Source organism: Hyphomicrobium sp. 2TAF46 (genome assembly GCF_052114865.1).
Classification (GTDB): Bacteria; Pseudomonadota; Alphaproteobacteria; order Rhizobiales; family Hyphomicrobiaceae; genus Hyphomicrobium_B.
Genome location: NZ_JBFRFO010000014.1, coordinates 1 through 15,553 on the forward strand (window position 1 = coordinate 1; position 15,553 = coordinate 15,553).

Consider the following 15,553-nt stretch of genomic DNA (forward strand, 5'->3'; position numbering starts at 1 on the left):
CTTTATAGCCGGTGATCCGTTCGCATTCGTTCCCGGCGCGAACCCAGCCAGTTTGACGTTCGGCTACGCCCAAATGCCCTTCGGCAATTGTGCCGATGAAGGATGCCGCAAAGACCACACAGGCTAGAATTTCAAACTGAGACATTACCTCTAGCCGGGGCGGCTTCGGCTCACGTGACGACGGCAAAGAGGCATCCAGCAAGCAGCTGGTTTAAGCCCGTTTGAGTTTGCGATCGGGAAGGGATTATGAACCATCAGCTTGTCCTCCAGTTTCAGGGCGACGACGACGACACCCTTGAGAGGGTCATCGCACTCGAGGATCGTCTGATCGAAGTTCTGGGCAGCTCGACCGCCGCGGAAGTTGACGGCCATGAGCCCGGCGACGGCGTGATCAACCTCATTCTGCTGGCCAAGAACGCCGCGAAAGTCTGGGAGAAGATCGAGCCGATCGTCGAGGGGGCATCCGACGAACTCGATATCAATGCCGTCGCGTTTCGCAATCTCGACGCGGAAGAGTTCACTGTGCTCTGGCCCGTCGACTACGAAGGCGAATTCGAATTGGCCTGACGGAGGGCCTCCGGCCAATCCGTACGGCCGCGTTCCGGTGAACGCTTTCCAATCGCATATAATCGGCCGCTAGCGCGCCTTGACGTAGGAACCGGGCGCGTCCTCGATGGCGCCGAGCTTCGCTCCAGGCACGCGCGCTGGGACCCAGCCGCCGGACTGTTGCGACAGCCAATCGATCCAGTACGGCCACCATGATCCCGGATGCTCGGCGGCGGAAGCTTCCCACTTGGCGACGCTCGTCATCGCCTTGCCCCCGGTCCAGTACTGGTACTTGACCTTCTCCGGCGGATTGACGACGCCCGCGATATGGCCGGACCCGGCGAGGACGAATTCCACCGGGCCACCGAACATTTGAATTCCGCGGAAGACGGAAGCCGCCGGCGCAATGTGATCCTCGCGCGTCGCGACCGAGAAGATCGGCAGCTTCACCTGCTTCAGATCGAGCTTGATGCCGCCAAGCGACATCTCGCCTTTCGCAAGCCGGTTCTCGTTATAGAACTCGCGCAGATAGTATTTGTGATTGGCCGCAGCCATCCGCGTCGAATCCTGATTCCAGTACAGGAGGTCGAACGGAAACGGCTTCTTGCCGAGCAGGTAGTTGTTGACCACGTAAGGCCAGATGAGGTCGCGCGGCCGCATCATGTTGAAGACATTCGCCATGCGCGAGCCGTCAAGGAAGCCGCGCTCGTTCATGAGCGCGTCCAAGCCCGCAAGCTGCATGTCGTCGGTGAACAGCAGAAGATCGCCGGCCAGCGAGAAATCGACCTGCGTCGTCAGCAGCGAGCAGCATTTGAAAGGCTCTTCGCCGCGCTGGGCAAGATAGGCGAGGCCGGTCGCCAGCGCCGTGCCGCCGACGCAGTAGCCGAGCGCGTTGATCTGCTCGACGCCCGTCTCTTCTTGAACGGCGCGCACCGCTTCGAGAATGCCTTCGAGCACGTAATCCTCGAAGGTCTTCTCCGCGAGCCGCTCGTCCGGATTGACCCACGACACGACGAAAACCGTGAACCCCTGGTCGACGACGTACTTGATGAGGCTCTTCGACGCCGTCAGATCGAGGATGTAATATTTATTGATCCACGGCGGCACCATGATCAAAGGCCGCGAGCGAACCCGCTCGGTCGTCGGCGCATATTGGATGAGCTGCAGAAGCTCGTTCTGAAAGACGATCTTGCCCGGTGTCGTCGCGAGGTTTCGGCCGAGTTCGAACGCGTTCGGATCGGTCTGGCTGATCTTCATCAGGTCACCCGAACGCTTCAGGTCTTCCGCCAGCAGGTCCGCGCCCTTGAGAAGGTTCTCCGCGTTGGTGGCGATCGTCTCCCGCAGCACCTCAGGATTCGTCGCGGGGAAGTTCGACGGCGAATAGGCGCTCGTCAGCTGCCGCAGATAGAACTCGGCGCGATGGCGCTCGTGCGGTTCGAGGTCCGGCGTCGACGCCAGCTGGTCCTCCGCCCACCTGCAGGCGAGAAGATAGGCCTGCTTGCAGAAGTCGAAGAACGGGTTGTTGTCCCAGTCCGGATCTTTGAAGCGATTGTCGTTGGGTGCGGGCTGAATGAGCGGCGGAACGGGGAGACCCATCATGCGGAGGAACACGTTGTTCCAAAGCGCCGCGAATTGGCCGACGAATTCAGCCTGCGCCTCCGAAAGCTTGACCGGATCGGAAAGCCATTTTCTCACGAGCGCCGAAATCGTCTCGGTTGCAGCCGAAAACTCGCTCGCCGGCGTATACGGGCCTATTTTCGCATCCGGACGCTCGGCAAGCTGAGCAAACGCCACGCTGCCGCGTTCGAATGCCTTGAGGAGATTCGAGGTAAACGTTTCCGGGTCCGAAATGTGGTACGCAGAAAAAAGCGGCGGCAACTCGTGGCTGTCTTGCGGCATGGCGACTTTAGAAGCTTTCTGTTCTTGTCCCGCCGGCGGGGGTGGGCTCGTTCCTGCCGAAACTCTGAGAAGACTGTGCAGTCAAGGCAGAGGTTGAATCAAGGGCGAATCGGACATGCCGGGGATCAGGATTAGGTAGGCGGAGATGGCATCATCATGGCCGCGGCACGTTCGCTTCCGCGCTGCGAAAAATCGCCCGGAAGCCGGCCGTTGAGGCCATTTTTTGCTGCGGCGCGCTCCGGACTGGACGGGACGTAGGGCGCAAGCGTAAAGAGGCAAGCGCCGGGCACGGTCGCGAAGGTGCACCCGGCTGCGGGCTTGGCTCCAAGTGATACTTTTGGACCTTCGCTGAAGCCGACACTAACTGCCGTTTTATTGCGGCGCCGAGGGGTAAAGATCTTTGAACGAAGAGTTCCACCGCATTAAGCGCCTGCCTCCTTACGTCTTTGCGGAAGTGAACCGTTTGAAGGCGGCCGCCCGCGCGCGCGGTGCGGACATCGTCGACCTCGGCATGGGCAACCCCGATATGCCGACGCCGAAGCATATCGTCGATAAGCTTATCGAAACGATCAACAAGCCGCGCACGCATCGCTACTCGGCATCCAAAGGCATCCCGGGATTGCGCAAAGCCCAGGCCGCATACTACGAGCGGCGCTTCGGCGTGAAACTTGATCCCGAAACCGAGATCGTGGCGACGCTCGGATCGAAAGAAGGTTTCGCCAACATCGCGCAGGCGATCGCGGCGCCGGGCGACGTGGTGCTGGTGCCCAATCCGACCTATCCGATCCACGCCTTCGGTTTCATCATCGCGGGCGCCTCGTTGCGCCATCTACCGGCGAGCAACGGCGACGACTTCCTCCGCGCCATGGAGCACGCGGTCAAGCACTCGATCCCGAAGCCCTTGGCGGTGGTGATATCCTTCCCATCCAATCCGACGGCGATGGTGGTCGGGCTCGACTTCTACAAGGAAGCGGTCGCGCTCGCGAAGAAGCTCGGTGTCATCATCCTATCCGACATCGCCTACGCCGAGCTCTATTACGACAACGAACCGCCGCCCTCGATTTTGCAGGTTCCGGGCGCCAAGGACATCACCGTCGAATTCACCTCGCTCTCGAAAACCTACAACATGCCCGGCTGGCGCATGGGCTTCGCCGTGGGCAACGAACGCCTGATCGGAGCGCTGGCGCGCGTGAAGTCGTATCTCGATTACGGCGCCTTCACGCCGATACAGGTCGCGGCTGCCGCTGCCCTCAATGGGCCGCAGGATTGCGTCGACGAAATTCGCGCGATGTACAAGAGCCGCCGCGACGTGCTCGTCGAAAGCTTCGGCAAGGCCGGCTTCCCCATTCCGCCGCCGCCTGCAACGATGTTTGCCTGGGCGCCGGTGCCCGAGCGCTATCGCGATATGGGCTCGGTCGAATTTTCGAAAATGCTGATCGAGAAAGCTGATGTCGCCGTTTCTCCAGGCGTCGGCTTCGGCGAATACGGGGAGGGCTTCATTCGTATCGCTCTCGTTGAAAACGAGCAGCGAATTCGTCAGGCTGCGCGGTCGATCAAGAAGCTCTTTTCGGAATCAGCCGAACCCGTCCATCCCGTCTCCAGTCCCAGAAAATCCGCTAGCCGATAATCATCACCCATGGAACCTCTCACACTTGGTATTGCCGGACTTGGCACGGTTGGCGGTGGCCTGCTGGGATTGCTTCAAGCCAACGGACCTCACCTCGCCAACATCATCGGCCGCGAAATTCGCGTCACGGGAATCTCGGCCCGCAACCACGCCAAGGAGCGGGGCATCGCCGTCGATGGCGTCAAATGGTTCCACGATCCCGTCGCACTCGCACGCGATCCCTCGAACACGGTTTTCGTCGAGTTGATCGGCGGCGAGGATGGCGTCGCGAAAGATGCGGTCGAAGCGGCCTTGAACGCCAAGAAGCACGTCGTCACCGCCAACAAGGCGCTGCTTGCAAAGCACGGCGTTGAACTCGCGCGCCTTGCGGAGAAAAACGGCGTCGCCTTGAATTTCGAGGCCGCCGTGGCGGGCGGCATCCCGGTCATCAAGACACTTCGTGAAGCGCTGGGCGCCAATCGCGTAAAGCGCGTCTACGGCATCTTGAACGGCACCTGCAACTACATCCTTTCGCAGATGCAGACTGAAAAGCGCACCTTTGCCGATGTTTTGAAAGAAGCGCAGGCGCTGGGATATGCCGAAGCCGATCCGACGTTCGACATCGGCGGCTTCGACGCCGCGCACAAGCTCGCACTTTTGACGAGCCTCGCCTTCGGAACGAGGGTCGCCTTTGAGCAAATTCATGTCGAAGGCATTCAGTCGATCACACAGGCGGATATCGAGGCAGCCGACAGTCTGGGCTACCGCATCAAGCTGCTCGGCGTTGCAACGGAAACTGAAAGCGGCATCGAAGCGCGCGTCTCGCCGGTTCTGATCGCCAAGGATTTCGCAATCGCCGAAGTTTCCGGCGTGACAAACGCCGTCGCGATCGATGGCGATTTCTCCGGAAATATTCTGCTCGTCGGGCCGGGCGCCGGCGCAAAGCCGACCGCATCCGCCGTCGCCGGCGATATCCTCGATATCGCGCGGGGGCTCGTCGTGCCGCCGTTTGTTACGCCCGTCGCGCAGCTGAAAGCCCACAGGCGCGCCAAGCTCGATCAGCATTACGGCTCGTATTACGTCCGGCTGGCGCTGTATGATAAGCCGGGCGCCATGGCGAACATCGCCAAGAGCATGGGCGACCAGAACATCTCGCTTGAAAGCATCGTGCAGCATCGCCCGCAGACGTTGCACGCTCCGCGCGTCGGTTCGCGCGTTCCGAAGAAGGCAGATCAGCCCGTCATCATCATCACCCATGAGACGACGGAAGAAGCAATGCGCAGGGCGCTCGAAACGATCGAGAAAGACGGCAACGTCACCGAACGCCCGCAGATGATCCGAATTGAAGAGCTTTGATTTTCCCTTAGACCCCCGCGTGGAAGGACATCAAGATGAGCAGAGCTGAGCAATCGAACGGCACGCACGGGCCGGGTCTCGATCGGATTTTGGTGCTCGAGCTCGCACGAGTGACCGAAGCTGCCGCCATCGCGGCTGCACACCTGCGAGGCCGCGGTAACGAGAAGGCGGCTGATAAGGCCGCCGTCGATGCGATGCGCCGCGAGCTTGGCCGCGTCGAAATCAGGGGCACCGTCGTCATCGGCGAAGGCGAGATGGACGAGGCGCCGATGCTCTATATCGGCGAGAAGGTCGGCACGGGCGAAGGTCCCGAAGTCGATATCGCGGTCGATCCGCTCGAGGGCACGACCATCTGCGCCAAATCGATGCCGAACGCGCTGGCCGTTCTGGCGATCTCTGAAAAGGGCGGATTGCTGCACGCCCCCGACATGTACATGAACAAGATCGCGGTCGGCCCCGGCTATCCCGAAGGCGTCGTCGATCTCGATGCTTCGCCAGCCGAAAATCTCGCAGCGCTCGCGAAGGCGAAGGGCGTGCCGATCTCCGAGATCATGGCCTGCATCCTCGACCGCCCGCGCCACGCCGAATTGATCCGCGCCGTGCGCGAAACCGGCGCTGGCGTATCGCTCATTCCAGATGGCGATATCGCCGGGGTGATCTGGACGACCGATCCGAAGGAAACGGGCATCGATATCTACATGGGTTCGGGCGGCGCACCGGAAGGCGTCCTCGCCGCCGCAGCACTGCGCTGCATCGGCGGACAGATCCAGGGCCGCCTCATGCCGATGAAGGATGAAGAACGCCAGCGCGCCGAGAAGATGGGCATTTCCGACATCAATCGGAAGTTCAAACTCGAGGACATGGCATCCGCCGACGTCGTCTTCTCGGCAACCGGCGTGACGGATGGCTCGCTGCTGAAGGGCGTCCGCATCAGCGGCGATTTCGCTGAAACCGAAACGGTCGTGATGCGCTCGAAGACGGGCACTGTCCGCCGCATCAGGTCAACCGTCCGCAACGTCGGATCGCGCTTCATCTGAGGGCAGGGAAGGTCTGGCAGGGCGCGCGGCTCGCATCGCAGTGGATACAACGCGAGCCGCCGCCGCCGGATAGACCGAATCGACCTACAACCTGAGCCTGATCAAACGCGCACGGCGGCCGGCTCCCCGCAGGGGAGTCGTCGTGCGCCAACAAAGACTCTTGGGTGATCGATTGCGCACGAATCTCGCGACGATGGAATTGGACGGCGGCGCAGAGCGTGCTTTTCTCGGCGTTGACAAAAGCGCGCGCGGGTTCGCTTGGCGCGAGCGTCTGCCGCAACATCTAAGACCCCTCGGAACGGCAATCAGCCAGCGCCACGGATTGCCCGAGCTGATGGGCCGCGTGCTCGCTGCGCGCGGTGTTCTGCTCGATGACGTCGCAACCTTTCTCGATCCGACGCTCAAAGCCTTGATGCCGGACCCGAGCTCGCTCCGCGACATGGAGAAGGCGGCAGCACGCCTCGCCGACGCGGTAGAGGCCAAGCAGAATGTCGCGATCTTCGGCGATTACGACGTCGATGGTGCGTGTTCTTCGGCCCTCATGAAACGCTTTCTCGAGCATCATGACACGCCCGCGCGCATCTACATCCCGGACCGCATTTTCGAAGGCTATGGCCCGAACGCAGCCGCCATCGAGTCGCTCGTCAAAGAAGGCGCGAAGCTTATCGTGACGGTCGACTGCGGAACGACAAGCCACGAACCGCTCGCGGTTGCGCGTAAGCTTGGCGCTGACGTCGTCATCATCGACCACCACCAGGCGGACGAGCGGCTGCCTGACGTCCAGGCGATCGTCAATCCGAACCGTCAGGACGACATTTCAGGGCAGGGGATGCTCTGCGCGGCCGGCGTCGTATTCCTCGCGCTCGTCGCGACGGCCCGCGAACTGCGGCGGCGCGGATTTTATGCATCCACGCGCGAACCCGACCTGTTGGCCCTGCTCGATCTCGTGGCGCTCGCGACCGTCGCCGACGTCGTGCCGTTGGTCGGCCTCAACCGCGCCTACGTCAAAAAAGGCCTCGCCGTGATGCGCGCGAGAGAAAACGCCGGCCTGACGGCTCTGGCCGACGTGGCAGGCCTGACGGTGCCGCCGACGCCCTATCATTTGGGCTACATACTCGGGCCGCGCATCAACGCAGGCGGCCGCATCGGCAACGCCGCCCTTGGCGCAACGCTGCTCTCGACATCCGACCCGGTCGAAGCCCAACGCATCGCCGAGCTGCTCAATCGCCTCAACAAGGAACGCAAGGACATCGAGACGGCGGTGCTGGAGGAGGCGCTCGCGATCGCCGATCGCCAGGTTGCCGAAGATCCATCGCGCGCAATTCTCATCGTCGCTTCGGAGACGTGGCATAAGGGCGTGGTCGGCCTCGTTGCCAGCCGCCTCGTCGAACGCTTCCGCCGGCCTGCATGCGTCATCGCCTGGGAGGCAAGCGCAATGGGTACGGGCTCGCTGAGATCCGTCCCCGGTGTCGATCTCGGAGCCACCATACGTGCGGCTGTCACGGCAGGCCTCTTGGCGAAGGGCGGCGGCCACGCCATGGCAGCCGGCCTGACGGTTAGCAGAGACGGCCTTCCGGCGCTGGAGACGTTCATGCTCGCGCAACTCGGCACGGCGGCGCAAGGCGTCGGCGACACGGCGCATCTCGACATCGATGCCTCGATCGTTGCCTCCGGCGCGACGCGCGAGCTGATGGATCTTATCGAGCGGGTCAGCCCATTCGGCCAGGGCAACTCGGAAGCGCGTTTCGCGTTGCCGGCGCATCGCGTCAAGTTCGCGAAGCTGATCGGCGAAGCCCACGTCCGCGTCATTCTGGAAGGCGGCGACGGTTCCCGTCTCGACGGCGTCGCATTTCGGGCGGCAGGGCAGCCGCTGGGTGATCTATTGACGTCGGCGGGCGGAATGCCGCTGCACGTCGCGGGCCATTTACGGCGCGACACTTGGGGCGGCCGCGAGCGCATCGAACTGCAAATCGAGGACGCAGCCGACCCGCGCCGCCAATAAAATAAGAGCCTCGCCGTTTATGGCCCATCCTGTCGCAGGAAATGAGCGCGTACTCGGCTTGCCAAAGGCGGTCAAAGCCGCTTATAGGGTGCCCCTTGTTGCCGACGGCCGCTCCCTTCGTCTATCGGTTAGGACGTCAGATTTTCAATCTGAAAAGACGGGTTCGACTCCCGTAGGGAGCGCCAGTCACTTTTTTCCATTTGATTTTGTTAAGTTTTTTCGCCGATTTGTCCCGCCCCGAAAATGGGAGTGCAAGCTGGGCATTGGAGCGTGCAAAGATTCGTTTATTTCCTTTCCCGAACCAGCGCGGATCGCGCTCAGGTCTTCAGCGAAGACTTCCTCGTTCAAATGTGGATGCGCGCGATGGCAGTTTCTGTCTGCTCGCTTCGCATTAGCGGACGCAAGAGGAAGTGGTCATCCGCGCATGCTCAGGGCCAGAAGCGGGAATCGTGGAAATTTTGCCCGTAGGAACAGTCGCTGCCATACACAAACGGACATCCAACGCGCCATCGGTGCGCGCGGTACGATGAAGAGCTTTCGCATCCAAAGGGGCTTTGAGTACGAATATGACCCTCGCGAGCGCACCCTTCCTTTGAGCGTGCTCTGCAGCTAGCAGCGTCAAGGCCAAACTTCGATGTGAAGTTCTGACCAAAGGGCGAGGCAAGTTGATCGCCCGGGACTATAGAGCGACGACTAAAAAGGACGCCTTGCGCGAAAGGCTTCCCTTTGTATGCTCGGTGCCGATGATCACTCTACCGCGCAACCCAAGAGGAAATACCGCTTAGCCCAAGATGTCTGTCGGGCGGTGCGGTAGATTCAAGGCCTTCGCATAGGGGGAATACGTATGGTTGCAATGCCCGGCGGGTCCGGCATTTCGACGTTTTCGACTGAGGAGCTTCCTGAAAGGGACCGAGTGCCTATCTGGCGGGAAGTTTTTGGGCGCTCGATCGCTAAGGTGGATCTCGAGCTGGTCAGCGAGAGTCCGCTTCACTGTGAATCGAGTATTCGTGCTCTCCCTGGTATGACGATTTGGTCGTCGTTAACGTCGGGAGTGGTTACGGTCACGAGGACGTCGACCCACGTGTCCGACGGCGACGACAATTTCGTTCTGAATATCCTTCGCCGGGGCCAATTGGCCGTGGCGCAGGGAGACCGCGAAGTTTTTCCGGATCAGAAAGGCGCCTTTCTCTGGTCGAATGCAGAGAAGGGGACGCTTCGTCAGTTGGAAACCTGCGACTTTGTTTCCGTGGCTCTATCGCGCCCCATGCTGAAAGGGGCGGTCAAGGACGTCGAGGACGCTGTTATGCGTCCCATTCCTCCCTCGACGGAAGCGTTGCGACTGCTGAACTCCTATATCAACATCTTGATGGACGCGAATGCGCCGGCATCGTCCGAGATTTTGGCCCTGAGCGCGGTGCATGTAAGCGATCTGGCGGTTCTGGCTCTCGGGGCAACGCGGGATGCGGCGGAGAGCGCACGAAACGGCGGATTACGTGCGGCACGGCTTCAGGCTGTGAAGGCTGACATTCTCGCCAACCTCACCCATCCGGATTTGAGCATCGAACGCGTTGCCGCACGGCAAGGAATTTCGCCGCGTTATATTCGAGATTTGTTCAACGGCGATCAGACGACGTTTGGCGATTTCGTACGTGAGCAGCGATTGCGGCACGCGTATCGCCTGCTATGCGATGCCGAGAATTACCATCGTACGATTGGCGAGACCGCATTGGCATGCGGGTTCGGTGACATCTCTTATTTCAATCATTGTTTTCGGCGCAGGTTCGGCGAAACACCGTCGGATGTCCGGCAAAGAGCGAATCTCGATCGCTCGAACTAGCTTATCGAGTTTGAAATTCGAGCGCGGTCACAATCGATTCTGCGATTTGTCGTTCGGCTGAAGACCAGTCAGGAGTTTTCTGACGGGGCGCCGCGACGTTTGCATTCCGCTTATGCAGATCTCATCCAAATTGTGTTGTTGGCCCGCAACAATTATTTCGCTTTCAATTTTCAGTTCCGCGGGCCCCAAAACGCTTCGCTAGCGGGCCCAAGACGTAGAGGGGCGTACTTCATACCGTATCCGCCGAAACCAAATCATCAAAGTTTTCGGAGGATTGATGTACCGCAACGACGAACGAGCCGGGGCTAGGCGGAACACGGCTCGTCTCACCCGCTTCGCTTTGCTGGCGACCACAGCGCTCTGTTCGTTGGCGAGCTTTTCCAGAGCATCATTGGCGCAAGCGGTTATCGACGGCGGGGCGAGCGAAACGGTGCCAGGCACGCAAGCGTCTCCCTGGAATGTCGGCGGCAAACTCACCGTAGGGGATGCACAGACCGGCAGCCTGCTGATTGGTCCAAACGGCGCGGTCATTAGTGATTCCGCCATGATCGGTAACAGCTTTGGGTCTTCGGGCGACGTTAAGCTCACGGGTTCGGATTTTCTGAACCCGGCGATTTGGCACGCGGGCTCCACGCTGGTGGTCGGGAGCGACGGCGTTGGCAAGCTAACGCTCTCGAATGGCGAGCTTCAGAGCGTGCAAGCATCGCTTGGCTCAGGAACGACAGGCGTCGGCACCGTCATCGTGTCGGACTCGTCGGAGTGGACGAATAGCGGTGGACTGATCATCGGTGAATATGGTGTCGGTTCAGTCCGGATCGAAGCTGGGTCGAACCTTCAAAGCGCCGGCATGGACATCGGCCTGGAGTCGGGGTCACTCGGAAGACTGACGATCACCGGAGATCATTCTTCCTGGATGGATACGAATTACACAATAGTCGGTGGGCGTGGGAGCGGGGAACTCATCGTCACCGACGGTGCCGTTGCGATTTCGTCGGGTCTTAGCATTGTGGGTTCTGAAGCCTCGGGAACGGCTTTCGTTTCGGGAGCGGGATCGGTTTGGCACACGACTGATCTTTACGTAGGAGCCTACAATGGTGGATTCGGCATTCTGACGATTGACCAAGGTGCCGCCCTCACTTCAGCCGGTGACGCTTATCTCGGCCTCAATCAGGGGGCTAGCGGTTTCGTAAACGTGATGGGTCCAGGCTCGAACTGGACGGTGACCAATGCGCTGACGGTTGGTGTGGATGGCGGAGCCTCGGTAAGCATTGAAGATGGTGGCACGGTCTATGCCGGAATTGTCATGGTCGGAAATGGATCAGGTATCGGCTCTGTTCTCGTCAGCGGAGAAAATTCGACGCTCACATCGGATTTTGGGCTGGGCGTTGGCATCGGTCTGGTTGGCCAAGGCCTCGGCAGCCTGCAGATTGAGAATGGCGGCAGGGTGCTGGTCTCTACGTCTGACGCTTTCATCGGCTACAATCTGGGGTCGGAGGGGATGGTGATGGTCACCGGGAAGGACTCCCTTCTCAATGTGGTGGCGGGAGACCTCTATATCGGTGGCGTCGGCTCGTCAGCCGCTCACGGAGAGCTCACGGTTCAAAATGGCGGCGTCGTCAGGGTGAATGGCGGCTCGGGCACCATTCACGTCGCCGAGGCCAATGTCGCGGACTCTGTCGGTGTTATAAATATCGGCGGTAATATTCCGATCGATCCGCCGCCCGGTGTGCTTCTTCCTGAAGATCCGGGCACCATCGATGCAGCGGCCATCGATCTCGGCAGCTGGGGTGCCCTCAACTTCTTTCACACCAGCGCGAACTACGCGTTCGCGCCCGTTATCGAGGGATCCGGTTCGGTCAATGTCATCTCGGGGACGACGATCCTCACGGCCGATTCCAGCAGCTTCACCGGCACTACGACGGTTTTTGGCGGAATTCTGAGCGTCAACGGAAAGCTCGGCGGCATGGTGGATGTTTGGCTTCCAGGGCGTCTGCAGGGCACGGGCACGGTGGGCGACACCGTCGTCTCGGGCACGCTTGCGCCCGGCAATTCGATCGGCACGCTGAACGTCGCCGGCAACATCACATTCAATGTCGGCTCGATCTACGAAGTCGAGGTCAACGCGGCGGGGCAGTCCGACAAGATCGTCGCGATCGGTGCGGCCACGATCAACGGCGGCTCGGTGAACGTGCTGGCGGGTATGGGCAACTATGCGCCAGCCACGACCTATACCATCCTCACAGCCAACGGCGGGCGCACCGGCACCTTCACGGAAGGCGTCAACTCGAACCTCGCCTTCCTCGATCCCTCGCTCAGCTACGATACCGGCAACGTCTATCTGACGATGACGCGCAACGCCGTTGGCTTCAGCAACGTCGGGATCACGCCGAACCAGATTGCTAGCGGCGGCGGTGTCGAGAGCCTCGGCTCCGGCAACTCGGTCTACGACGGCGTTCTGAATCTGTCGGCACCGCAGGCGCAGTACGCCTTCGACCAGCTCTCGGGCGAGATCCACGCCTCGGCGAAGACTGCGATGATCGAGGACAGCCGCTTCCTGCGCAATGCCGTCTACGACCGTATGCGCGCGGCTTTCGACAGCGCCGGCGCCGCGAAGGGCGGCGTCGCCACCTATGCCGATGGCAAGCCGGTCGCGGTCGCAGCGACGACGGATCGACTGGCCGCGTGGGGCCAAGGCTTCGGCGCCTGGGGTGACACGGATGGCGACGGCAATGCCGCCCGTCTCAACCGCACAATCGGCGGCGTCTTCCTCGGCGCGGATGCCCCGGTGTTCGACAGCTGGCGCTTCGGCGCCGTGGCGGGTTACAGCCGCACGAGCTTCGACGTGAAGGATCGCCACTCATCGGGCTCGAGCGACAACTATCATCTTGGCGTCTATGGCGGCACCCATTGGGGCAGTCTCGCATTCCGCTCGGGCGCTGCCTACACTTGGCATGACGTCTCGACCTCACGCTACGTAGCGTTCCCCGGCTTCGCCGACAGCCTGAAGGGCAGCTACGACGCGGGCACCGCGCAGGTCTTCGGCGAACTTGGCTACGGCATCAATGCCGGCGCGGCGCGGTTCGAACCCTTTGCCAACCTCGCCTACGTGAACGTCGATACGGACCGCTTCACGGAGCAGGGCGGCGCGGCAGCGCTCGCCAGCCGGGGCTCGACGACGGACGCAACCTTCACAATGCTCGGCTTCAATGCTTCGACGAAATTCACGCTGGGCGGTATCGAGGCCACGGCGAGGGGCACGCTTGGCTGGCGCCATGCCTTCGGCGATGCGACGCCGCTCTCCGTCATGCGCTTTGCCGGTGGTAGCGATGCCTTCTCGATCGCTGGCGTTCCGATTGCGCGCGATGCGGCAGTGATCGAAGCCGGCCTCGACCTCGCGCTGTCACGCGCCGCCACGCTCGGCGTCACCTCTGGCGGCCAGTTCGGATCCGGTCTCTCCGATCAGTCCGTCAAGGCAAACTTCGACGTCAAGTTTTGAGGTGAGGTGAATGGATGAACGTTCCTGTTCACTCATCTTGCGCAGTCTTGGAAAGTTGTTTCCGGCGACCGAGCTGGTGGACGCCATGTTCGCTGCCCGCTTGCTCAACAGGCACCCCGACGTCTATCGGGTGTTTGCGACGGGCATCGAGCCGCAGGAGACGAGGCTTGTCCACACTCTCAGGCTCGTGCTCGGCGAATTCAGACGCTTCGGAGCGATTTTGCCGACGGTAAGGGGTTTGGCGCGTTCTCATAAAGTCTGCCGGCTGATCGACAATCACTATGAGGCTCTCGGCGAAACGCTGATCTGGACGCTTCGCCTATGTCTCGGCGCTGGGTTCTCCGCCGAGACAGAGCGGGCCTGGCACGAGGCGCTGCATGCGTCGCCAGGTTGCCATTTTGACGCTTGTGGCGGGCCAGAGCTGAGGCACCTGCCGCTATAAGGAGAACCAACTGCAGGAGTGTTTTGCGAGGCTTTGCTGCGCAAGTGTCAGCCGAGCATACTGTTGATCTGTCACGAGTGGACGCAGATGCATGAGCCGACCTTTTTTGCCGTCGCCCTGTGACAGGCCCGGTTACCTCTTGGGCGGTGACATCAGGTCCTTATCCTTTGGGAACTTGCGCTGCCCTTGCTGTCTGATCCGGCGCGCGTCATCAGGTCGGCGGTCGGAGCCGTAGATCTCGGCCAGCAATCCGTAGATTCGGCCCGATTCCATTGGAGTACCGATCGCGGCTTCGAGCAACGACTGCGCGGATGATGATCGTCCCAGCATGCGATGGATCCGGGCGGTCATGTAGGTGCTGTCCTCGCTTGGGTCGAGGCGGTGCGCTCTCGCGCAGTCGTCAAGCGCGTCGTCGAGCTTTTTCATGTCGTACCGCACGAAACAGCGCGATAGGAAAGCCTGCGGGTGCGGCTCGAGTTCTAGCGCATGTCCGTACTCCTTCTCGGCCTCTGCCGAACGCCCCATCTCGCGATAGGTCCACGCCAGCATACGCGACACCCGCGGAGTCCCCGGCGTGAGGTCTAGCGCTGCGTGGAGATCGGCCAAAGATCCGTCGAGGTCTCTAACGTTGCGATAGGCGACCCCTCGGTGAGCGAGCAACTCTGACCGAGTCGTTGGACTAAGATCGTTGCGGCCGAGCGCACGGGTGCAGACACTGATCGCTGCGTTGAGTTGCGGTGCATCTTCGGTGTCAACCGAGAGGCCCAGACAGTCACTCGAGGTAGTTTCCGTCTGCGCCATGGCAGGCGTAACGTTCACGAGGACTACGGACAGTATCGATATCGATGCCATCACGAAGTTGAAATCGCGCATCGCGGGTTCCGTTGAGTCTCTATACATCTCGCGCTGGCGCTGATGACGCCCCACTATTGGCGGCGCGTCGAAGCGACAAGCTTCAGATCATCAGCTCGACTCTAACCGAGGTCTGCCACATGCTGTAAGCATCACCAGTCAAGATGGCTTGTGGATGTTGCTCTCGCGCGACATGCGACGCCCTCTGGCTAACCCCTTAGGCTCAGCCGGGAGGCGTCAATTCGAGGGCCAAGATGGCGAAAGCTGCTTAGCCAGGAGCGAATGGTGTGCTCATTGATGGCGCGCTCGATCAGTCGAACGTGCTAATAGCGCTTACGATCGAAGCCAATGGAGGTCTGCTCTGGGGCATAAGCCGTCGTTTGGTGGGACACTCGTGGACATAACGTATTGGAACTCTATGGGAATATTTCTGTCCCACTCGGAAGTAAGTCATTGAATTTTAAGCGCGCGCCTGCTCCC

General features: G+C 61.0%; 10 protein-coding genes and 1 tRNA gene. 9 read left to right on the forward strand and 2 right to left on the reverse strand.

Annotated features, from left to right (window positions below):
• The first annotated feature begins 246 nt into the window (after positions 1-246).
• Complete coding sequence (locus tag AB4Z24_RS21495; RefSeq protein ID WP_441711532.1) at positions 247-567, forward strand: hypothetical protein; 321 nt, start codon at positions 247-249, stop codon at positions 565-567.
• Between the two features lie 69 nt (positions 568-636).
• Here AB4Z24_RS21495 and AB4Z24_RS21500 read toward each other — a convergent pair whose 3' ends face one another.
• Positions 637-2,445: a PHA/PHB synthase family protein gene (locus AB4Z24_RS21500; protein ID WP_441711534.1), complete on the reverse strand. Its 1,809-nt coding sequence runs from the start codon at positions 2,443-2,445 to the stop codon at positions 637-639.
• A gap of 400 nt (positions 2,446-2,845) precedes the next feature.
• Here AB4Z24_RS21500 and AB4Z24_RS21505 point away from each other — a divergent pair, with 400 nt between their 5' ends.
• From AB4Z24_RS21505 to AB4Z24_RS21540, 8 genes are all read left to right on the forward strand, one after another.
• On the forward strand, positions 2,846-4,072 hold the full coding sequence (locus AB4Z24_RS21505; RefSeq protein ID WP_441711536.1) for an LL-diaminopimelate aminotransferase: 1,227 nt from the start codon (positions 2,846-2,848) through the stop codon (positions 4,070-4,072).
• A gap of 9 nt (positions 4,073-4,081) precedes the next feature.
• Positions 4,082-5,407 (forward strand): homoserine dehydrogenase, encoded by a 1,326-nt coding sequence (locus AB4Z24_RS21510; RefSeq protein ID WP_441711537.1) that lies wholly within the window; start codon positions 4,082-4,084, stop codon positions 5,405-5,407.
• Between the two features lie 35 nt (positions 5,408-5,442).
• Entirely contained in the window at positions 5,443-6,444 is a 1,002-nt protein-coding gene (gene glpX / locus AB4Z24_RS21515) for a class II fructose-bisphosphatase (protein WP_441711539.1), read from the forward strand.
• Positions 6,445-6,637: 193 nt separating this feature from the next.
• Positions 6,638-8,446, forward strand: a complete 1,809-nt coding sequence (recJ, locus tag AB4Z24_RS21520; protein ID WP_441711587.1) for a single-stranded-DNA-specific exonuclease RecJ — start codon at positions 6,638-6,640, stop codon at positions 8,444-8,446.
• Positions 8,447-8,556: 110 nt separating this feature from the next.
• A tRNA-Glu gene (locus AB4Z24_RS21525) sits at positions 8,557-8,631 on the forward strand.
• Positions 8,632-9,299: 668 nt separating this feature from the next.
• A complete protein-coding gene (locus AB4Z24_RS21530; RefSeq protein WP_441711589.1) occupies positions 9,300-10,283 on the forward strand; it encodes an AraC family transcriptional regulator in 984 nt (327 codons plus the stop codon).
• Between the two features lie 277 nt (positions 10,284-10,560).
• Entirely contained in the window at positions 10,561-13,779 is a 3,219-nt protein-coding gene (locus tag AB4Z24_RS21535; protein WP_441711541.1) for an autotransporter domain-containing protein, read from the forward strand.
• 10 nt (positions 13,780-13,789) lie between these two features.
• Entirely contained in the window at positions 13,790-14,221 is a 432-nt protein-coding gene (locus tag AB4Z24_RS21540) for a hypothetical protein (protein WP_441711542.1), read from the forward strand.
• A gap of 132 nt (positions 14,222-14,353) precedes the next feature.
• Here AB4Z24_RS21540 and AB4Z24_RS21545 read toward each other — a convergent pair whose 3' ends face one another.
• Entirely contained in the window at positions 14,354-15,094 is a 741-nt protein-coding gene (locus tag AB4Z24_RS21545) for a tetratricopeptide repeat protein (protein ID WP_441711544.1), read from the reverse strand.
• Positions 15,095-15,553 lie beyond the last annotated feature (459 nt).